Below are 19,531 nucleotides of genomic sequence, written 5' to 3'. Positions count from 1 at the left end.
GGGACTAGGCGTCCTTCCGTGCAGCGGCGAGGGCGCCCTCGACGTCGGCCAGCAGTTCCTTCCAGCTTGCCACAAACTTCTCCAGGCCCTCGGACTCGAGCTGGGCGACGACCTCGTTGTAGGAGATCCCCAGCTCATCGAGGGCGTTGAGGGTGGCGTTGGCGTCGTCGTAGCCGCGGGTGACGGTGTCGCCCGTGACGGCGGCGTGGTCGAAGGTCGCGTCCAGGGTCTTCTCCGGCATGGTGTTCACGACGCCGGGGGCCACCAGTTCGGTGACGTACAGGGTGTCCGGGTAGGCGGGGTCCTTCACACCGGTGGAGGCCCAGAGCGGACGCTGCGGGCGGGCCCCGGCGTCGGCGAGGAGTTCCCAGCGTTCGGTGGAGAACAGTTCCTGGTAGACCTGGTAGGCCAGGCGGGCGTTGGCCAGGCCGGCCTTGCCCTTGAGTGCCTTGGCCTCGTCCGTGCCGATCGCGTCGAGTCGCTTGTCGATCTCGGAATCCACGCGGGAGACGAAGAAGGACGCCACGGAGTGGATCTTCGAGAGGTCGTGGCCGTTCTCCTTGGCCTGCTCCAGGCCGCTCTGGAAGGCGTTGATCACGGCGCGGTAGCGTTCGAGGGAGAAGATCAGGGTGACGTTGACGCTGATGCCGGCCGCGAGCGTGGCGGTGATGGCCTCGAGGCCCTCGAGGGTGGCAGGGATCTTGATCAGGACGTTGTCCTTGTTGACCCGCTCGTAGAGTTCCTTGGCCTCGGTGATGGTGCCCTGGGTGTCCCAGGCCAGGCGCGGGTCCACCTCGATCGAGACGCGGCCGTCGACGCCGTGGGTGGCCGCGGCGACGGGGGCGAAGAGATCGCAGGCGTCGGCGACGTCGGAGGTGGTGATCGAGAAGATCGTGTCCTCGACGTTCGCGCCGGCGGCGGCCTTCTCCTTGATGATTTCGTCGTAGTCGTGGCCGGAGGTGATGGCGGCCTGGAAGATGCTGGGGTTGGTGGTGACGCCAACGACGTTCTTCTCTTCGATGAGCTTGCGCAGGGTGCCCGTGGTGAGGCGGCCGCGGGAGAGGTCGTCCAGCCAGATGGAGACGCCGGCGTCGGAGAGTTGCTGCGTGGGGGTGGTGTTCATGGGTTACTCCTGAAAAATCTGGGGCCGCCGCCGGTGGGCGGCGGCCCAGGGGATGAAGAGTGTTAGGCCGTGAGGCCGGCCAGGGATTCCTTGGCGGCGGCGGTGACGGCTTCGGCGGTGATCCCGAACTCCTGGAAGAGGCGCTTGTAGTCGGCCGAGGCACCGAAGTGCTCCAGGCTGACGGACCGGCCGGCGTCGCCGACGTAGGTCCGCCAGGTCAGGGCCAGGCCGGCCTCGACGGAGACGCGGGCCTTGACGGCGGCGGGCAGCACGGCTTCACGGTAGGAGGCGTCCTGGCGTTCGAACCACTCGACGCAGGGCATCGAGACCACGCGGGTGGGGATGCCCTCGGCCTGCAGCGCCTCGCGGGCCGCGACGGCCAGCTGGACCTCGGAGCCGGTGCCGATCAGGATGACCTTCGCCTCGGCGGTGGCGCCGTCCTTGGACGCTTCGGCCAGGACGTAGCCGCCCTTGGCGACCCCGGCGGTGGAGGCGAAGGTGTCGCCCTCGGCCTCACCGGTGCCACGGTCCCAGGTGGGGATGTTCTGCCGGGTCAGCACGATGCCGGCCGGGTTGGCGTGGTTGGTCAGCATCGCCTGCCACGCCGCTGAGACCTCGTTGGCGTCGCCGGGGCGGACGACGTCCAGGCCCGGGATGGCGCGCAGGGACGCCAGCTGCTCCACCGGCTGGTGGGTGGGGCCGTCCTCGCCGAGGCCGATCGAGTCGTGCGTCCAGACATACAGGGACGGCACGCCCATCAGGGCACCGAGCCGGATCGCGGGGCGCTGGTAGTCGGAGAAGATCAGGAACGTGCCGGAGAACGCCCGGGTGGGCCCGGCGAGGGTGATGCCGTTCACGATCGACGCGGCGGCGTGTTCGCGGATGCCGAAGTGCAGGACGCGGCCGTAGGGGTTGCCCTTCCACGCCTCGGTCTGCCGGGACGCGGGGATGAAGGAGGGCGAACCCTCGATCGTGGTGTTGTTCGACTCGGCGAGGTCGGCGGAGCCGCCCCAGAGTTCGGGCATGACCGGGCCGATCGCGTTCAGTACCTTGCCGGACGCGGCACGGGTGGAGACGTCCTTGCCGGCCTCGAACACCGGCAGGGCGGCGTCGAAGTCTTCGGGCAGGGTCTGGGACTCGACCCGCTGCAGCAGGGCGGCGGACTCCGGGTAGGCGGCCTGCCAGGCGTCGAAGCCTTCCTGCCAGGTCTTGCGCTCCGCGGCGCCGCGGTCGGCCACGGCGCGGGTGTGGGCCAGGACCTCCTCGTCGACCTGGAAGGACTTCTCCGGGTCGAAGCCCAGGACCTGCTTCAGGCCGGCGACCTCGTCGGCGCCGAGGGCGGAGCCGTGGATCTTGCCGGTGTTCTGCTTCTTCGGTGCGGGCCAGCCGATGATGGTGCGCAGCGAGATGATGGAGGGCTTGTTCGTCTCCGCCTTGGCCGCGAGGAGGGCGGCGTGGAGTTCGGCCACGTCTTCCTTGTATTCACCGGTGCGGGTCCAGTCGACGCGCTGGGTGTGCCAGCCGTACGCCTCGTAGCGTGCCAGGACGTTCTCGGTGAACGCCACGTCCGTGTCGTCCTCGATGGAGATGTGGTTCTCGTCGTAGATGACCACGAGGTTGCCCAGTTCCTGGTGTCCGGCCAGCGAGGACGCCTCGGAGGTCACGCCTTCCTGGAGGTCGCCGTCGGAGGCGATGACCCAGACGGTGTGGTCGAAGGGGCTCTCGCCGGCGGGAGCCTCGGCGTCGAACAGGCCGCGCATGCGGCGCTGGGAGTAGGCGAACCCGACGGCGGAGGCCAGGCCTTGGCCCAGCGGGCCGGTGGTGATCTCCACGCCCTTGGTGTGCTTGTACTCCGGGTGGCCCGGGGTCAGCGAACCCCAGGTGCGCAGCGCCTCAAGGTCCTTCAGCTCCAGGCCGTAGCCGGAGAGGAAGAGCTGGATGTACAGCGTGAGGGAGGTGTGCCCGGGGGAGAGGATGAACCGGTCCCGGCCCAGCCACTGCGGATCCGACGGGTCGTGCCGCATCAGCTTCTGGAAGAGCAGGTAGGCGGCCGGGGCCAGGCTCATGGCCGTGCCCGGGTGGCCGTTACCGACCTTCTCCACCGCGTCCGCGGCCAGGACCCGGATGGTATCCACGGCCTTCTGGTCCAGGCTGGTCCATGACAGTTCTTGCTCTTCCAAATGTGGCACGTAAACCGGGCCCCTCTCTGTGCTGACGGCCGGAGGTACGGGGCATGGCCTCGAGAGGCGTCCGCCGGGGCACACGAGGTGCCCGCGTGGGTGTACCAGCCGTTCACCATCGAAACGTTGATCTATCACTCAGTCGCAAGCGCAGGGGCGTGGAATGCCGCCGGGGCGGTATGCCCGCGCGAGCCGATCTGTCAGCCAGCTTAGTCCCATTCCGGCGGCCCTGAGGCGTATGTGTCGGGATTTGGACGGGTTTCCCGCGTAGCTGAATTCGAGCCGCTTCCCGACCGGCCGGAGCGGGGGCAACGGCCGCCGGGTCGGGGACCGGCGCGGCGCCACGGTATGATGGTCGGAGGCTCCGGAAGGGGCGCTTTTTGGCCTGCGCGCCGCGCGGTTCCCGGCGGGAACCGAGCCCCGCCCGGGCACTGTCGGCCGCCGTCCGGTCCGTGGCTTTTCCTTAGGTCCGGGACCCTGCGGGCCTGGCCGACTGATCCAGCAGACAGAACAGCAGACAGAACAGAGTGACTGCCACCGTGAGCACAACAGAAACGCCGTTGAGCGTCCCCCAGGCCCGGATCGGCTTCCGCCGCAAGGCCAAGGCCTACCTGGCGCTCACGAAACCGCGGGTCATCGAGCTCCTGCTGGTCAGCACCCTCCCCACCATGATTTACGCCGAGCGCGGCTTCCCGTCGCTGGGCCTGATCCTGGCAACCCTGGTGGGCGGCGCCTTCGCCGCCGGCAGCGCGGGGTCCTTCAACTGCTACATCGACCGGGACATCGACAAGCTGATGCACCGGACCGAGAACCGCCCGCTGGTCACCGGCGAGGTGACGCCCCGCGAGGCGCTGGTCTTTTCGTGGCTGCTGGGTGCCGCCGCGATCGTGATCCTCTGGTTCGGCGCGAACCCGCTCTCCGCCTGGCTGGGCCTGGGCGCCATCGTCTTCTACGTGGTGATCTACACCATGATCCTCAAGCGCCGGACCGCGCAGAACATCGTCTGGGGCGGGGCCGCCGGCTGCTTCCCCGTGCTGATCGCCTGGGCCGCGGTGACGAACACCGTTCAGTGGCCCGCCGTCGTGCTGTTCATGGTGATCTTCCTCTGGACCCCGCCGCACTACTGGCCCCTGTCCATGCGCTACGGCGAGGACTACCGCAACGCCAATGTCCCCATGCTCGGCGCGATCGCCGGGGCCCGCGTGGTCTCCGTCCAGGTGGTCCTCTACGCCTGGGCCATGGTGGCCTGCTCGCTTCTGCTGATCCCGGTCGGCGGCGCCGGCTGGGTCTACACCATCACCGCCGTCGCCGCGGGCGCCTGGTTCCTCTACGAGTCGCACGCCCTCTACGCCCGCGCCCAGGGTGGGGACGTGTCCAACAAGGGCGCCATGAAGGTCTTCCACGGCTCCATCAGCTATCTGACCCTGCTCTTCATCGCCCTCGCCGTTGACCCGTTCGTGGGTTCCGCGCTCGTCGGTTAGGATTCCCAGGAAGAACACCCGCTTGGGAGACCTCCGCTAGGCCTCTTCGGAGGCCGCCGGTTCCGGTTCCCGGCGTGCCCTGCGGGAGCGCCGCAGGTGCCAGACGATCAGGCCGACAATGCCCAGCACCACGATGACTGCGGTGATGTCCTGCCCGGCAGCCTTGGCGACGGCGTCGTAGGAGTTGCCCGCGAAGAAGCCCAGCAGCACGAATCCGGTGCCCCAGACCAGGCCGCCGGCGGCGTTGAAGGCCAGGAACCGGGGGTAGTGCATCCGCGAGGCCCCGGCCAGCGCGGGCATCACGGCGCGGAAGAAGGCCACGAACCGGCCCAGGAACACCGCCGAGCCGCCGCGCCGGCGCAGGAACGCCTGGGCTTTGGCCAGGCCGCGGCGGCGCCGCTTCATGATCCGGATGTCCAGCAGCCGCGGTCCCACGTGCTTGCCGATCTCGTAGCCCACGGTGTCCCCGGCGATCGCGGCGGCGACCACGACGGCGGCCATGCCCCAGAGCGGGACCTCGCCGCGGCTGGAGATGACGCCGCCGAGGACCGCCGCGGTCTCACCCGGGATGACGAAGCCCACGAAGATGGCGTCCTCGGCAAAGACCAGGCACGCCACGATGGTGAAGGCCAGCGCCGGGCTGATGTTCAGGATTCCCTCGACAACCGCGCCCACATTCCCTGCCCTCCTCCGCCGCGATTCCGGCGGTTCAAGGGTCAGGGTACCGGGTCAGACCCGGGGGCTGCTGTGAGCCAGGTCCGCGGCGTTGGTGGAGGCCGCCATCAGCAGGGCGGCGCCAAGCATGTGCGCGGCCACCAAGAGCGCGGGGATGCCGTTGTAGTACTGCGTGAAGCCGATGACAGCCTGCAGGACCGTGACGCCCAGGAGAAGGAACGCGGCGGTCCGGAACGGTCCGGTGATCCGGCCGCGGAGCACCAGGTAGACGCCAAACAGGGCGCCGGCGGTGACCAGGTAGGCCGGGACGGCGTGGATGTGGGAGACGAAGTCCCAGTCGAGGTTGTTGCGCGGGGCGTCGGCGTCGCCGGCGTGCGGTCCGGCACCGGTCACCACGACGCCGAGGCAGACGGCGACGGCGGAGAACAGGGCGGCGGCGGTCAGCACCGGCCGCGCGGCGCCCGGCAGGGCCGGGAGGGTGCGGTTGCGGGCCCGGCCGGTCCGGCCGTAGGCGCGGTTGACCAGCAGGGTCGCGAGGACCACCAGGGCCATCGAGACCAGGAAGTGCAGGCCCACCACCCAGGGGTTCAGGCGGGTCAGGACGGTGATGCCGCCGATGATGGCCTGCGCGGGAATGCTGGCCAGCAGGCCCAGGGCCAGCAGGAACAGGTCGCGGCGCTCCTTGCGGAGGTTCCACAGGTAGACCAGCATGGCGACGGCCACGGCGGCGAGGGCGAAGGTCAGGAGCCGGTTGCCGAACTCGATGAAGCCGTGGATGCCCATCTCCGGGGTGTTGACCAGGGAGTCGCTGGTGCAGCGCGGCCAGGTGGGGCAGCCGAGGCCGGAGGCGGTGAGGCGGACGGCGCCGCCGGTGACCACCAGGACGGTCTGGCCGATCAGCGACAGCAGCGCCAGCCGGCGGATCGCCGGGTTGACGGTGGTGGGCAGCCGGGAGGACATCCGGGACAGGATTCGGGCGGGGCGGGATACCGTGCTCACATCATTCTCAATTCCACTTGAACCAACGGGCCGCCGCGGCGCCGGCGAGGGCCGTCCACAGCAGCAGGATAAGGACGGCAAAACCATTGACGGTGCCGGTCAGGAGCGCGTCGCGCAGCGCCTGGCCCAGCGCGCCGGAGGGCAGGAAGTGCACCACCGCCTGGGCCAGGGCGGGGAGCCGTTCGGCGGGCAGGACGATGCCGCCGAGTGCGCCGAGGAGGATCCAGAGCAGGTTGGTGATGGCCAGCGTGGCCTCCGGCCGCACCGTTCCGGCCACCAGCAGGCCGAGCGAGGTGAACGCGGCGGCGCCCAGGACCAGCAGGAGCAGGGCGGGCAGCAGTCCGGCGGCTTCGGGACGCCAGCCCATCGGCAGGGCGACGGCGGTGACCACGAGTACCTGGACCACCAGCACGGCCAGGACGGCCAGGATCTTGCCGACGATCAGGCCGGTGCGGCCCAGGGGTGTGCTGGAGAGGAAGCGGAGCACCCCGTACCGGCGGTCGAAGCCGGTGGCAATGCCCTGCCCGGTGAATGCCGTCGACATGGCGCACAGGGCCAGGATGCCGGGCACGGCGATGTCGACCCGGCTGTGGCCGAGGCCGTCCAGCAGGGGAGTGACGGCCAGGCCGATCAGTGCCATCAGCGGCAGGATGACGGCCAGGATCAGCTGTTCGCCGTTGCGCAGCATGGTGACCGTCTCGTAGCGGCCCTGCAACAGGATGCGGCGGACCAGCGGCGCGGGTTCGCTGCCCAGCGGGGCGGGCGCGGCGGCGGCCTGCGGTGCGGGGGCGGAGCTCATCGGGTCTCCCTTCCGGAGATGTCGAGGAACACGTCCTCCAGGCTGCGGGCGGCCAGGCTCATCGAGGCCGGCATGATGCCGCGGGCCGCCCACCAGGCGGTGACGGCGGCCAGGTCGGCCGGCGTCAGGGCGCCGGAGACGCTGTAGCTGCCGGCCCGGGTCTCGCGGACATCGACGGCGGCGGGCAGCACCCCGGTCAGGTCCAGCCCGGGCTCGGCCTCGAAGAGCAGGGTGCGGACGTTGCCGCCCGGAGCGTCGGGGGTCAGTTCGTGGCGCAGCAGCTGGGCGACGGTGCCCTCGGCGACGTTGCGGCCGTTATCGATGATGTAGACGTAGTCGGCCAGCCGCTGCGCATCATCCATCAGGTGGGTGGTGAGGATGATGGCCATGCCGCTGTCGCGGAGTTCGCCGATCAGGTCGAAGACCAGCTGGCGGGACTGGGGGTCCAGGCCCGCGCTGGGCTCGTCGAGGAACAGGACCTCGGGCCGGCCGGCCAGGGCGGCGGCGAGGGCCAGCCGCTGCTTCTGCCCGCCGGAGAGGCGCCGCACGCCGGTACGGCTGAAGCTGTCGATGCCCAGCCGGGCCACCAGGTCCTCAACCGGCCACGGATCCTTGTACATGCCGGCGATGTGGTGGAGCAGGGGGATGGGACGGGCCGACGGCGGGAGGCCGCCGTCCTGCAGCATCACCCCCACCCGGGAGCGCAGCTCGGCGCCCGCGGTGTCCGGGTCCTGTCCCAGCAGGCTGATACTGCCCCCGGTGCGCTTCTGCATCCCCTGGGCGCACTCGATGGTGGTGGTCTTGCCCGCACCGTTGGCGCCCAGCAGGGCCGTCACCTGGCCGCGCTCGGCCACCAGGGACACGTCGCTGACCACCCGCAGCATCTTGCCGTCCAGGCTGGGGACGGGGCCAACATCCTTGATGAGACCCTGAATGGCCAGGGCGGGGGATTCGGGAGATCGCACCGGAACATTCTACGGGATGTAGTAGGGAGCGAAGCTGGGAGCGGGCCGGGGCCCGGGTGCGGAGGTTCCCGCCGCCGGCCTCCGCCGCCGGGGAAGCCATGCCTTACTGGAACGCCGGACTAAATTACGACATGATTGTGTTGTGTATTCCATGAGTTCTGTGACTGCTTCCGCCGCGCCTCCCGCGCGTGGGGATCAGGCGCGCCCGGGCCCCGGGCCGCGGGAGACTCCGGCGCAGCCGGTCACCGCCGCGGATGCCGAGGAGCGCACCCGGGACCGCGTGCTGAGCGCGGTGCTGGAACACGGCCCGATCAGCGCCGCCGAGCTCGGCGAACTGCTGGGCTTCACCCCGGCCGCCGTCCGCCGGCACCTGGACCACCTGTCCCGCCGCGGTGTCATCGAGGTCAAGCGTGTCGCGCGCGCGGGCGCCGGAGCCGGCCGTCCCGCCCGTCGCTACGTGCTGAGCTCCCAGGGCCAGTCCAGCCTCGGCAACGACTACCTGGACATCGCCGCGTCCGCCCTGCGCCGCCTCGGCGCGGCCGCCGGGGATGACGCCGTCCGGGAGTTCGCCGTCGAACGCTTCGAAGCAATGGAGCGACGCTACGCCCCCGCGATCGAGGCCGCGGGCAGCGACATCACCGCCCGCGCCCAGGCACTCTCCGACGCCCTGAGCCGGGACGGCTTCGTCGCCTCCGCCCAGACGATCGAGGCGAAGGCGCCCCTGCCGGCGGCGCTCTCCAGCGTGCAGCTCTGCCAGGGCCACTGCCCGATCCAGCAGCTCGCCGCCCAGTTCCCCGTGTTCTGCGACGTGGAGACCGAGGTGTTCTCCCGGCTGGTCGGCGTCGACGTCCGCCGGCTCTCCACCCTGGCCCGCGGCGGCCACGTCTGCACCACCCACATACCTACGGGCCGTCCGGCCAGCGTCGGGACCACCGGTCCCGACGCTCCGGGCAACCCGGACGAAGTATCCAACCATCTGCAAGAAAGGCCGTGATGACGGACCAACTATCAGAGAAGAAGGTTGCTGAATCCACTGTGATCTCGGAGATTCTGGAAAAGAACCCCGAGTTGCACGGAATTGGCACCTATGAGTACGGCTGGGCCGACAAGAACGACGTCGGCGCCAACGCCCGCCGTGGCATCGATGAGGAGGTCGTCCGCGATATCTCGGCCAAGAAGAACGAGCCCGAATGGATGCTCGACCTTCGCCTCAAGGGCCTGAAGTACTTCGACCGCAAGCCCATGCCCACTTGGGGCGCGGACCTCTCCGGCATCGACTTCGACAACATTAAGTACTTCGTGCGGTCCACCGAGAAGCAGGCCGCCAGCTGGGAAGACCTGCCCGAGGACATCCGGAACACCTACGAGAAGCTGGGCATCCCGGAAGCCGAGCGCAGCCGCCTGGTCTCCGGCGTCGCCGCCCAGTACGAGTCCGAGGTGGTCTACCACCAGATCCGTGAGGACCTCGAGGCCCAGGGCGTCATCTTCCTGGACACCGACACCGCCCTGCGCGAGCACCCGGAGATCTTCCAGGAGTACTTCGGCACCATCATCCCGGTGGGCGACAACAAGTTCGCCTCGCTGAACACGGCCGTCTGGTCCGGCGGTTCCTTCGTGTACGTGCCCAAGGGCGTACACGTGGACATCCCGCTGCAGGCCTACTTCCGGATCAACACCGAAAACATGGGCCAGTTCGAGCGGACCCTGATCATCGCCGACGAGGACTCCTACGTCCACTACATCGAAGGCTGCACCGCGCCGATCTACACCTCGGACTCGCTGCACTCGGCCGTCGTCGAGATCGTCGTGAAGAAGGGCGCCCGCGTCCGCTACACGACCATCCAGAACTGGTCCAACAACGTGTACAACCTGGTCACCAAGCGCGCCATCTGCGAAGAGGGCGCCACCATGGAGTGGGTCGACGGCAACATCGGCTCCAAGGTCACCATGAAGTACCCGGCCGTCTACCTGGTCGGCGAGGGCGCCAAGGGCGAGACCCTCTCGATCGCGTTTGCCGGCGAGGGCCAGCACCAGGACACCGGCTCCAAGATGGTCCACATCGCGCCGAACACCAAGAGCTCGATCATCTCCAAGTCCGTGGCCCGCGGCGGCGGCCGTGCCGCCTACCGCGGCCTGGTCCAGGTCCGCGAAGGCGCCAAGCACTCGGCCAACACCGTGCGCTGTGACGCCCTGCTGGTGGACACCATCAGCCGCTCCGACACCTACCCCTACATCGACATCCGCGAGGACGACGTCGTGATGGGGCACGAGGCGACCGTCTCCCGCGTCAGCGAAGAGCAGCTCTTCTACCTGATGTCCCGCGGCATGCGCGAGGACGAGGCCATGGCCATGATCGTGCGCGGCTTCATCGAGCCGATCGCCCGTGAGCTTCCCATGGAGTACGCGCTGGAGCTGAACCGCCTGATTGAACTGCAGATGGAAGGATCGGTCGGTTAATGACTGACATCACTACTGAAAAGGCCCGCATCGGCGCGCCCTCGACCCAGCCGCTGATCGACGGCTTCACCGAGGAGGGCGAAAACCTCTCCCCGCTGAACACCGTCGATTCCAAGGCGCCGCTGGGCGGGGACGCCGTCAAGGCCCACTCGCACGGCGGCGGCGTCGGCGTCCCGGACAGCTCGCGCGCCGGCCGCCTGACCTCCTACGCCCTGGCGGACTTCAAGCCGCTGACCGGCATGGAGGAGGACTGGCGGTTCACCCCGCTCAAGCGCCTCCGCGGCCTGCACACCGAGGTCCTGAACGGCGCGGCCCCGGCCGTTACCGTCACCGCTCCGGACAGCGTCCGGGTCGAGACCGTTGACCGCGGCGACGCCCGCATCGGCTCGGCAGCGATCCCGGAGGACCGGGTCTCCGCCAACGCCTGGGAGAACTTCGCCGGCGCCACCGCCGTCACCATCCCGGCCGAGGTCCAGGCCGAGGGCGAGATCACCCTCGTGCTCACCGGCCAGGGCGACGCCCCGGCCGCGCAGCACATCGTCATCACCGCGGAGAAGTTCTCCAAGGCCGTCGTCGTCCTGGACCACCAGGGCAGCGCCGTCGTCTCCGAGAACGTCGAAATCCTGGTCGAGGACGGCGCCGAACTGACCGTCATCTCGCTGCAGGAATGGTCGGACGACTCCGTCCACGCCTCCTCCCAGCAGGCCAAGCTCGGCCGCGACGCCAAGTTCAAGCACATCGTCGTCAGCCTCGGCGGCGACCTGGTCCGCGTCACGCCGTCGGCCCGCTTCACCGCCCCCGGCGCCGAAGCCGAAATGTACGGCCTGTACTTCGCCGACGCCGGCCAGCACCTGGAGCAGCGGCTCTTCGTCGACCACGCCGTCGCCAACTGCAAGTCCAACGTCCTCTACAAGGGCGCGCTGCAGGGCAAGAACGCGCACACCGTCTGGGTGGGTGACGTCCTGATCCGCAAGGAAGCCGAAGGCACCGACACGTACGAGGCCAACCGCAACCTGGTCCTCACCGACGGCGCCCGCGCCGACTCCGTACCGAACCTCGAAATTGAGACCGGCCTGATCGCCGGCGCCGGCCACGCCAGCGCCACCGGCCGTTTCGACGACGAGCACCTGTTTTACCTGATGGCCCGCGGCATTCCGGAGAAGGTGGCCCGCCGTCTGGTGGTCCGCGGCTTCCTGAACGAGATCATCCAGCAGATCAAGGTCCCCGCCATCGAGGAACGCCTCACGGCCGCCGTCGAGCGCGAGCTCGCCGCGACGGACAACTAGGGCGCGGCAGCGGCGGACACGGAACAGGACGGGCACATGACGGAACAGCCCAAGGGCGAGCTGGTATGCACTGCCAGCGAAATCCAGGTCAAGCAGGCCCTGCGGATCCTGATCGACGACTACCCGGTAGCCGTGGTCAAGGACTCGATGGGGGAGATCCACGCGATCGGGGACACCTGCTCGCACGCGGACATCTCCCTCTCCGAGGGCGAGGTGGAAGGGTGCGCGATCGAGTGCTGGGGCCACGGCTCCCAGTTCGACCTGCGCTCCGGCCAGCCGTTGCAGCTGCCCGCCTATGACCCGGTGCCCGTCTTCGCCGTCACCATCGCGGACGGCGACGTCTACGTTGACATCAGCACCGTGCTCAACGGCGCCGAGGCGCCCAACGCCGGCTGACGCCGCCGCACCGCAGTCCATCGCACCGCACCCGGCAACTACCCACACTTTTTCGACGAGAACCATCCGGCCGCAGAGGCAGCCGGACAGAGGAGAACACGACACATGTCCACTCTTGAGATCAAGGACCTGCACGTCAGCATTGACACCGAGCAGGGCACCAAGGAAATCCTGAAGGGCGTCAGCCTGACCATCCGGACGGGCGAGATCCACGCCATCATGGGCCCCAACGGCTCCGGCAAGTCCACCCTGGCCTCCACCATCGCCGGCCACCCGCGCTACAACGTGACCAGCGGCTCCATCACCCTCGACGGCGAAGACGTCCTGGAGATGAGCGTCGACGAGCGCGCCCGCGCCGGCCTCTTCCTGGCCATGCAGTACCCGGTGGAGGTCCCCGGCGTGAGCATGACCAACTTCCTGCGCACCGCCAAGACCGCCATCGACGGCGAGGCTCCCAAGCTCCGCACCTGGACCAAGGACGTCAAGGCCGCCATGGAGCAGCTGCGCATCGACGCCGACTTCACCCAGCGAAACGTCAACGAGGGCTTCTCCGGCGGTGAGAAGAAGCGGGTGGAGATCCTCCAGCTCGAGCTCTTCAAGCCGAAGTTCGCCATCCTCGACGAGACCGACTCCGGCCTCGACGTCGACGCTCTGAAGGTCGTCTCCGAGGGCGTCAACCGCGCCCAGTCCGGCGGCAACATGGGCACCCTGCTGATCACCCACTACACCCGGATCCTGCGCTACATCAAGCCGGAATTCGTGCACGTGTTCGTCGACGGCAAGGTCGTCGAGGAGGGCGGCCCGGAGCTGGCCGACCGCCTCGAAGAAGAAGGCTACGACCGCTACGTCCAGGGTGCCGGAGCCGCAACCATCGCTGCCGACGCGGCAGCTCAGGCCTAGTAAGGACTACGCCATGACCGAAACGAATACGGCCCGCACGGGCCTCGAGGACGTCGAGGAGGCGCTCAAGGACGTGATCGACCCCGAACTCGGGGTTAACATCGTGGACCTTGGCCTGCTCTACGGTCTGAAGTACTCCGACGACGACGGCGCCCTGCTGATCGACATGACGCTGACGACGGCCGCGTGCCCACTCACCGACGTGATCGAGGAGCAGGTCGGCCAGGCCCTCGACGGGATCGTCGACGACTGGCGGCTGAACTGGGTCTGGATGCCGCCGTGGGGTCCTGAACGGATCACCGAGGACGGCCGCGACCAGATGCGCGCCCTCGGGTTCAACATCTAGGTCCGTCCCCACCGCCTCCGGGCAACGGCTTAACCACGACGGCGGCCGCCCACCTTCACTGCGAAGGTGTGCGGCCGCCGTCGGCGTTTAAGTCAGCGCTCGAGTGAGCGCAACAGCCTAGGGGGCGGCGACCTTGAAGGTGTCGCACTGGTTGATGTCGCCGGTGGTGTAGCCCTGGTAGAACCACTTCTGCCGCTGGGCGCTGGAGCCGTGGGTCCAGCTCTCCGGGGACACCCGGCCGGTGGCGGCCTTCTGGATCCGGTCATCGCCCACGGCGGAGGCCGCGGACAGCGCGTCCTGCAGGTCCTTGTCCGTGACGGCCGCAAGGAACGGCTGGCCGGATGCGGGATCCTTGGCTGTGGTGGCGTGCTTGACCCAGAGACCGGCATAGCAGTCGGCCTGCAGCTCCACGCGGACGCCGCCGGACTCGGGGCCCTGCGGGTCCTGCTGCGCCCTGTCGATGGTTCCCAGCAGGTTCTGGATGTGGTGGCCGAACTCGTGCGCGACCACATACTCCTGCGCCAGGGGACCGCCGGAGGACCCGAACCGGTCCACGAGCTCCTGGAAGAAGCCAGGGTCGAAGTAGGCGGTGCGGTCCACCGGGCAGTAGAACGGGCCAACGTCGGACGTGGCGTTGCCGCAGCCGGTGCTGGTCGCGTTGCTGAAGATCACGGTCTTGGGCCGCGGATACTGCTTGCCGTACTGGGCCAGGTACTCCGGCCAGAAGGCGTTGAGGCTGTTGACCGTGCCGTTGATCCGGCAGTCGAGCCGCCTATTGGCGTCCGCGCCGGTGGTGCAGGCCGGCGCGGTGCCCTGGCTCTGCGTCTGGTCCTGGGTGCCGGAGGTCAGGCCGCCGAGGACGTTCGGATTGATGCCGAAGAGCAGGGCCAGCAGCAGGACGACGCCGCCGCCGATCCCGCCGCCGATCTTGAGGCCGGAGCCGCCGCCGCGGCGGTCCTGCACCTGGGACGGGTCAAGCTGGACGTTGTCATTGAAGCTCATGCAAGTCACAGTAGCCGCTCCCGCCCGCGTGGGGGTGCCGTCCCGGTAAAATTGCCCCGATGCCTTTTCTCGACCGACTCCAGCGCTGGGCCGACAGCCGCCCCGACGACACCGCCGTTGTCGTCGGCGGCGCTCGGCTGACCTGGGCGCAGCTGCGGGACGGGGCCGCCGGCCTGGTCGCGTCGGCGCCGCCGGTGTCCGTGCTGGCCGAAGCCAACTCCACGGGATTCGTCGCCGCGTTTGCCGCCGCCGTCGCGGGGTCCCGCCGCTGCGCCGTCCTGGATGCCACCTGGCCGGCGGCGTTGCGCGCCGCCATCACGGAGCGGATCGGGGAGTACGCCCGCGGCCTGCCCGCCGATTCCGTCCATTCCGGCGACCTGGTCGACGGGCCGCCCCAAACCCCGTTCCTGATCGGGCTGACCTCCGGCACCACGTCCCTGCCCAAGGCCTTCACCCGGGCCCGCCGGTCCTGGCAGGTCTCGTTCGAGTCCTCGATCGAGTTGTTCGGCCTCCGGCCCGGCGACCGGACGCTCGCTCCCGGGACCATGGCGGCCAGCCTGAACCTTTACGCGCTGGCCGAGTGCCTCTACGCCGGCACCGAGTTCCACACCCTGACCGGCTTCGACGTCGGCGACGCCCACGCCGCCATCAGCCACGACGGGATCACCCGGCTGGTCTTGGTCCCCACCATGCTGCGGCTGCTCAGCGAACGCGGCCTGGCCGGCGGCGTTGATGCCTCCGGGCTGCGCAGCATCATCTGCGCCGGCTCGAAGCTGGACGCCCGCACCCTCGAGGCCGCCCGGCGCTGGGCCCCCAACGCCACCATCTTCGAGTACTACGGCGCGGCCGAACTGAGCTTCGTGGCCGGCGGCGGCCTCTGCCCGGGCGGCTCCGCGACGGCCACGCCCGCCGGGACCCTGATCGGCACGCCCTTTCCCGGCGTGGAACTTCGCATCCTGGACGAGGACGGGAACCCGGTCCCGGACGGAACCCCCGGCGACGTCTGCGTACGCAGCGGCATGGTCAGCGACGGCTACCTCTGGGGCGACGACGGCGCCGCCCTCCGGACCGTGAACGGCTGGTACACCGTCGGCGACCAGGGCTACCTCCAGGACGGTGCGCTGCACCTGCTGGGACGCCGGTCCGAGATGATCAACACCGCCGGCACCAACGTCTACCCGCACGAGGTGGAACTGGCCCTCGCCTCAGTTCCCGGTGTCGCCGCCGCCGTCGCGGCCGGACAAACCGACGAGGTCCGCGGGCAGCGGCTGGTGGCGGGCGTCGTTCCGGCCCACGGCGGCCTGTCCGCCACGCAGCTGCGCACCGGGCTGGAGTCACTGCTGCCGCGGAGCAAACGCCCCCTGGACTACTACCTCCTGACCGAGCTGCCGCTCACGGACCGTGGCAAGCCCAGCCGGGCGCTGCTGCTGTCCTGGATTGCCGACGGCGACCCGCGGGCCCGGCGTCTTGGCTGAGCCGCACCCGGCGCTGCCCCCGGAGCGGCAGCCGGTGATCATCGGGGCGCTCCGCACCCCGGTACGCCGTGCCCACGGCGCGTTCGGCCGGCTGGAGGCGCAACAGCTTCTCGCCCCGGTCCTGGGCCGGCTGCTGGCCGACGCCGGCGTCCCCGCCCGGCAGGTCAGCGACGTCGTGATCGGCAACGCCGTGGGCGGCGGCGGGAACGTCGCCCGGCTCGCCGCCCTCGAGGCTGGCCTTCCCGTCACCGTGCCCGGCCTCACCGTCGACCGCCAGTGCGGCTCCGGCCTGGACGCGATCGTGCTGGCCTCCCGCATGGTCGCCGGCGGGGACGGGACTGAGCTATACCTGGCCGGCGGCGTGGAGAGCATCAGCACCGCGCCGCTGCGCGCCCGCCGCGGCCCGGACGGCGAACCCGCGTTTTACGGCCGCGCCCGGTTCGCGCCGGAGCGGTTCGGCGACCCTGACATGGGCGCCGCCGCCGAGAACGTGGCGGAGGCCTGCGGCATCGGCCGGGAACGGCAGGACGAGTTCGCGCTCCGCAGCCACCGCCGGGCCCTGACCGCCGCCGCGGCGGGTGCCTTCGACGCCGAAACCGTCCCCGTGGACCTAGTGCCGCACGGCGGGACCGGCACGGTGACCCACGACGACGGCCCGCGCGCCTCCCTGACGCCGGCCATCCTCGCCCGTTTCCCTGCCGCCTTCGTCCGCGGCGGCACGGTCACGGCCGGGAACTCCTGCTTCGACGCGGACGCCGCGTCCGCCGTCGTGGTCACCTCCCTGGCCCACGCCCGTGAGGTGGGCGCCCGCGACGGGCTGCTGGTGCTCGGCACGGATACAGCGGGGGTGGACCCACGGCTCCTGGGCCTGGGCGCCGCCGACGCCGGGGCCCGGCTGCTGGATCGGACCGGAACCACAGCGGACGCGGTGGACCTGGTGGAGTTCAACGAGGCCTTCGCGTCCCAGACCCTGGCCTGCCTGGACCGGCTGGGCATCGACGCGGACCGCGCCAACCGGGACGGGGGAGCACTGGCGCTGGGCCACGCCTACGGAGCCTCGGGGGCCGTGCTCGTGACCCGGCTGCTCGCCCAGGCGCGGCGCGCCGGCACAGACGATCAAGTGGCCCTGGCGATGATCAGCATCGCCGGCGGCATGGGCACCGCGGCGCTGTTCCGGTACCGGAGGCTCGCCTAGCCGGCGTCGGCGTCGCCCAGGCCGCGGGCCGCCAGCGCCTCACCGGTCTGCCGGGCGAAGGCAACCGTGGTGATGAAGACCGGCAGGACCAGGGCCCGGGGATTGCGCTCCAGGCCGCGGGCCCGGGCGGAGTCCCGGACGTCGGCGAACGCCCCGGCGATGAAGGGGATGCTGCGCACCATGATGGCGATGGTCAGGGCGAAGCGCTCCGGATCCGCGCCGAACCGTTCCAACGGCCGGGCGAGGGAGGCGGCGCCGTCCAGCAGCTCCCGCACCGGGGTCGTGGCCGTCACGATCGAGGCCGCCACCACGCAGACCAGCACGTTCAGCACGATCCGCGCCGCGGTGGGGCCGCCCAGCTGCCACCACTGGAACGCGCCCACCAGCGCCAGTATGGGCAGCACCGGCCGGACCGCCGTCGCCAGCCGCCGGATTCCGGCACCGCTGGCCAGGAAGACGGCGGACAGCAGGGCAAGGGCCGCCGCGGACACGGCCCAGTCGGAGACCAGCCAGGACCCCGCGCCGCAGAGCAGCACCAGCAGAAACTTCGCCCACAACGGGGCACGGTGCACCATGGAGCGGCCGGGAACGTAGCCGGCAAGGAGGAAACCGTGGCCCCTCACGGCCGCGCCGGCATCCCGCACAGGGCGCGGTAGCAGGCCACTGCCTCCGGCGCCGCACCGTCGAAGACGACCGTCCCGGCGTCGATCACCAGCACGCGGTCCATGTCCGCGGCGATCTCCAGGTCGTGGGTGGAGAGGACCACCTGCTGCCCGAGCCCGGCCAGGGTGGTGCGCAGCAGCTCACGGTTCCGCAGATCCAGCAGCGTGGACGGCTCGTCCAGCACCAGGATCTCCGGCTCCACGGCCAGCACGGCGGCCAGAGCCGCGAGTTGCCGCTCCCCGCCGGAGAGTTCGTAAACGCTCTGGTCCGCCATGCCCAGCAGGCCGAACCGGTCCAGCACGGCCTCGGCCCGGGCACGCCGTTCCACGCCGTTGCGCACCAGGCGGCGCAGCGAAAGTTCCACGTCCTCCCGCGGTGTAGGCATCACCAGCTGGGAGAGCGGGTCGGTGAAGACGAATCCCACCCGGCGCCGCACCGCCCGCACCTCCTTGCCTGTATCTAGGCCACCCACGGTGACCCGGCCCGCGGTGGGAAGCACCAGACCGTTGAGCAGCCGCAGCAGGGTCGACTTCCCGGACCCGTTGGCGCCGATGACCCCGATCCGGTGCTCGGCCAGGGTCAGCGCGGGCAAGTCCAGCAGGGTCTTCGGTTCGGCCCGGCCGTCCACGTCAATCCGGACCGCGGGACGGTCCAGGATGATGCTCACGGCCGGGCGGTGCCGCGACGCACCCGGCGCAGCAGCAGGTCCGGGAATGCCCGGTGCAGCGCCAGGGCGATAATCACGGCGAGGACGTTCTTGATGATGTCCCCGGGGTAGAACGGCAGGTCGGCCAGGAACGCGGCCGCCAGGCTCAGCTTGGCATTGACCATCATGCCCAGGATGCCCAGGCCGTGGATGAAGACGATGCTGGCTGCCATGGCGGCGAAGAACAGCAGCACCGGGCGCAGTGTGCCGCGGCGGCCCGCGCCCGTTCCCGCCGAGGTCCGGCGGAGGACGACGGCGGTCAGGGCGCCGACGGCGGTGGCGCCCAGCAGGAAGCCGATAATGTAGCCGCCGGAGGGGCCGGCCAGCACGCCCAGGCCGGCGCGGCCGCCGCTGAAGATGGGCAGGCCCGCGAAGCCCAGCAGCAGGTAGAGGCCGACGGCGGCGAACGCCCGGGCCGGCCCCAGGGCCAGTCCGGTGAGGATGACCGCCAGCGTCTGCAGGGTGATGGGCACGCCGAGGCCGCCCACGGGGATGGCCGCGACCAGGGCGGATCCCGCCACCAGGGCGGCGAAGACGGCCACCAGGGCCAGGTCGGTGGCGTCCCATCGGCGGGCGGCGGGAGCCACAGCGGTTCCGGCAGCGCCGTCGTCGGTGGATGGCTGCGCGTAAGCGGAGGGCGCGGCGGGGGTGCCGGTCGGTGCGGAGGTGTTCTCGGTGCTGGCCATGCTGTGTCCTGTTCGTCACGGAATTCGGGTCCTGACTCCGACGGTACGTCCTGGGTGACGGCCCGTTTTTGTAGCCCCTCCACTAGTGGCGGGGCCACCCGCTGGGGGACTCCACCAAAAGTGGCCGGCCCGGCCGCCCACCGCCCCGATGCGGGCCGGCGGGGGTGCTGCCGGTAGACTGGAACAGACCGTGTTCT

At 70.3% G+C, this 19,531-nt stretch carries 19 protein-coding genes; 9 read left to right on the top strand and 10 right to left on the bottom strand.

What is annotated here, in order from left to right:
• Positions 1-4: 4 nt before the first annotated feature.
• Both tal and tkt read right to left on the bottom strand, forming a co-directional pair.
• Complete coding sequence (gene tal / locus AB0305_RS03085) at positions 5-1,123, bottom strand: transaldolase (RefSeq protein ID WP_290257913.1); 1,119 nt, start codon at positions 1,121-1,123, stop codon at positions 5-7.
• Positions 1,124-1,185: 62 nt separating this feature from the next.
• Positions 1,186-3,303 carry a transketolase gene (tkt, locus tag AB0305_RS03080; protein WP_364137423.1) on the bottom strand — a complete coding sequence of 706 codons (2,118 nt, stop codon included), beginning with the start codon at positions 3,301-3,303 and terminating at the stop codon, positions 1,186-1,188.
• Between the two features lie 527 nt (positions 3,304-3,830).
• On the opposite strand from tkt, the gene AB0305_RS03075 reads away from it, so the two are divergent.
• Complete coding sequence (locus AB0305_RS03075; RefSeq protein WP_290257911.1) at positions 3,831-4,784, top strand: heme o synthase; 954 nt, start codon at positions 3,831-3,833, stop codon at positions 4,782-4,784.
• 36 nt (positions 4,785-4,820) lie between these two features.
• On the opposite strand, the gene AB0305_RS03070 is transcribed toward AB0305_RS03075, so the two are convergent.
• Genes AB0305_RS03070 through AB0305_RS03055 form a run of 4 tightly spaced genes read right to left on the bottom strand, consistent with a single transcriptional unit; the run spans position 4,821 to position 8,222 of the window.
• Positions 4,821-5,459 carry a DedA family protein gene (locus tag AB0305_RS03070; RefSeq protein ID WP_364137421.1) on the bottom strand — a complete coding sequence of 213 codons (639 nt, stop codon included), beginning with the start codon at positions 5,457-5,459 and terminating at the stop codon, positions 4,821-4,823.
• Between the two features lie 54 nt (positions 5,460-5,513).
• Positions 5,514-6,458, bottom strand: coding sequence for a COX15/CtaA family protein (locus AB0305_RS03065; RefSeq protein ID WP_364137419.1), 945 nt, complete (start codon positions 6,456-6,458; stop codon positions 5,514-5,516).
• 7 nt (positions 6,459-6,465) lie between these two features.
• A complete protein-coding gene (locus tag AB0305_RS03060; protein WP_364137417.1) occupies positions 6,466-7,257 on the bottom strand; it encodes an ABC transporter permease in 792 nt (263 codons plus the stop codon).
• Positions 7,254-8,222 carry an ABC transporter ATP-binding protein gene (locus AB0305_RS03055; RefSeq protein ID WP_364137415.1) on the bottom strand — a complete coding sequence of 323 codons (969 nt, stop codon included), beginning with the start codon at positions 8,220-8,222 and terminating at the stop codon, positions 7,254-7,256. Before AB0305_RS03055 ends, AB0305_RS03060 begins: the two co-directional genes overlap by 4 nt.
• A gap of 151 nt (positions 8,223-8,373) precedes the next feature.
• Between AB0305_RS03055 and AB0305_RS03050 the strand changes: the two genes are divergently transcribed.
• The 6 genes from AB0305_RS03050 to AB0305_RS03025 all read left to right on the top strand — a co-directional run bounded on the left by AB0305_RS03050 (position 8,374) and on the right by AB0305_RS03025 (position 13,607).
• Positions 8,374-9,216: a helix-turn-helix domain-containing protein gene (locus AB0305_RS03050; protein WP_364137413.1), complete on the top strand. Its 843-nt coding sequence runs from the start codon at positions 8,374-8,376 to the stop codon at positions 9,214-9,216.
• Entirely contained in the window at positions 9,216-10,679 is a 1,464-nt protein-coding gene (gene sufB / locus AB0305_RS03045) for a Fe-S cluster assembly protein SufB (protein ID WP_290257905.1), read from the top strand. Before AB0305_RS03050 ends, sufB begins: the two co-directional genes overlap by 1 nt.
• Positions 10,679-11,965, top strand: a complete 1,287-nt coding sequence (gene sufD, locus AB0305_RS03040) for a Fe-S cluster assembly protein SufD (protein WP_364137411.1) — start codon at positions 10,679-10,681, stop codon at positions 11,963-11,965. The genes sufB and sufD overlap by 1 nt, the downstream gene beginning before the upstream one ends.
• A 36-nt stretch (positions 11,966-12,001) precedes the next feature.
• Complete coding sequence (locus tag AB0305_RS03035) at positions 12,002-12,361, top strand: non-heme iron oxygenase ferredoxin subunit (protein ID WP_364137409.1); 360 nt, start codon at positions 12,002-12,004, stop codon at positions 12,359-12,361.
• A gap of 105 nt (positions 12,362-12,466) precedes the next feature.
• Positions 12,467-13,261 carry a Fe-S cluster assembly ATPase SufC gene (gene sufC, locus AB0305_RS03030; RefSeq protein WP_290257902.1) on the top strand — a complete coding sequence of 265 codons (795 nt, stop codon included), beginning with the start codon at positions 12,467-12,469 and terminating at the stop codon, positions 13,259-13,261.
• 13 nt (positions 13,262-13,274) lie between these two features.
• A complete protein-coding gene (locus tag AB0305_RS03025; protein WP_290257901.1) occupies positions 13,275-13,607 on the top strand; it encodes a metal-sulfur cluster assembly factor in 333 nt (110 codons plus the stop codon).
• Between the two features lie 117 nt (positions 13,608-13,724).
• Here the strand turns inward: AB0305_RS03025 and AB0305_RS03020 are convergent, their stop codons facing one another.
• On the bottom strand, positions 13,725-14,609 hold the full coding sequence (locus tag AB0305_RS03020) for a neutral zinc metallopeptidase (protein ID WP_364137406.1): 885 nt from the start codon (positions 14,607-14,609) through the stop codon (positions 13,725-13,727).
• A gap of 59 nt (positions 14,610-14,668) precedes the next feature.
• Between AB0305_RS03020 and AB0305_RS03015 the strand changes: the two genes are divergently transcribed.
• Together AB0305_RS03015 and AB0305_RS03010 are read left to right on the top strand one after the other, a co-directional pair.
• The gene (locus AB0305_RS03015) at positions 14,669-16,084 is read left to right on the top strand and encodes an AMP-binding protein (RefSeq protein WP_364137404.1); all 1,416 of its coding nucleotides are present in this window, start codon (positions 14,669-14,671) and stop codon (positions 16,082-16,084) included.
• Positions 16,077-17,279, top strand: coding sequence for a thiolase family protein (locus tag AB0305_RS03010; RefSeq protein ID WP_364137402.1), 1,203 nt, complete (start codon positions 16,077-16,079; stop codon positions 17,277-17,279). The genes AB0305_RS03015 and AB0305_RS03010 overlap by 8 nt, the downstream gene beginning before the upstream one ends.
• Here the strand turns inward: AB0305_RS03010 and AB0305_RS03005 are convergent.
• The 3 genes from AB0305_RS03005 to AB0305_RS02995 are packed head-to-tail and all read right to left on the bottom strand — an operon-like array spanning position 17,276 to position 19,334.
• Entirely contained in the window at positions 17,276-17,902 is a 627-nt protein-coding gene (locus AB0305_RS03005) for an energy-coupling factor transporter transmembrane protein EcfT (RefSeq protein WP_364137400.1), read from the bottom strand. The two genes, AB0305_RS03010 and AB0305_RS03005, sit on opposite strands and share 4 nt — an antisense overlap.
• Positions 17,899-18,609 carry an ABC transporter ATP-binding protein gene (locus tag AB0305_RS03000; protein WP_364137398.1) on the bottom strand — a complete coding sequence of 237 codons (711 nt, stop codon included), beginning with the start codon at positions 18,607-18,609 and terminating at the stop codon, positions 17,899-17,901. The genes AB0305_RS03005 and AB0305_RS03000 overlap by 4 nt, the downstream gene beginning before the upstream one ends.
• The gene (locus tag AB0305_RS02995) at positions 18,606-19,334 is read right to left on the bottom strand and encodes a biotin transporter BioY (protein WP_364137396.1); all 729 of its coding nucleotides are present in this window, start codon (positions 19,332-19,334) and stop codon (positions 18,606-18,608) included. Before AB0305_RS02995 ends, AB0305_RS03000 begins: the two co-directional genes overlap by 4 nt.
• Positions 19,335-19,531 lie beyond the last annotated feature (197 nt).

It is taken from the genome of Arthrobacter sp. NPDC080086 (genome assembly GCF_040702285.1).
This window is presented reverse-complemented; position numbering and strand designations above follow the sequence as displayed.

Coding starts and splice junctions, on each gene's coding strand:
- tal (WP_290257913.1), bottom strand. CDS start 1,123: ATGAACACCACCCCCACGCAGCAACTCTCCGACGCCGGCGTCTCCATC.
- AB0305_RS03060 (WP_364137417.1), bottom strand. CDS start 7,257: ATGAGCTCCGCCCCCGCACCGCAGGCCGCCGCCGCGCCCGCCCCGCTG.
- AB0305_RS03050 (WP_364137413.1), top strand. CDS start 8,374: ATGAGTTCTGTGACTGCTTCCGCCGCGCCTCCCGCGCGTGGGGATCAG.
- sufB (WP_290257905.1), top strand. CDS start 9,216: ATGACGGACCAACTATCAGAGAAGAAGGTTGCTGAATCCACTGTGATC.
- sufD (WP_364137411.1), top strand. CDS start 10,679: ATGACTGACATCACTACTGAAAAGGCCCGCATCGGCGCGCCCTCGACC.
- AB0305_RS03035 (WP_364137409.1), top strand. CDS start 12,002: ATGACGGAACAGCCCAAGGGCGAGCTGGTATGCACTGCCAGCGAAATC.
- sufC (WP_290257902.1), top strand. CDS start 12,467: ATGTCCACTCTTGAGATCAAGGACCTGCACGTCAGCATTGACACCGAG.
- AB0305_RS03025 (WP_290257901.1), top strand. CDS start 13,275: ATGACCGAAACGAATACGGCCCGCACGGGCCTCGAGGACGTCGAGGAG.
- AB0305_RS03020 (WP_364137406.1), bottom strand. CDS start 14,609: ATGAGCTTCAATGACAACGTCCAGCTTGACCCGTCCCAGGTGCAGGAC.
- AB0305_RS03015 (WP_364137404.1), top strand. CDS start 14,669: ATGCCTTTTCTCGACCGACTCCAGCGCTGGGCCGACAGCCGCCCCGAC.
- AB0305_RS02995 (WP_364137396.1), bottom strand. CDS start 19,334: ATGGCCAGCACCGAGAACACCTCCGCACCGACCGGCACCCCCGCCGCG.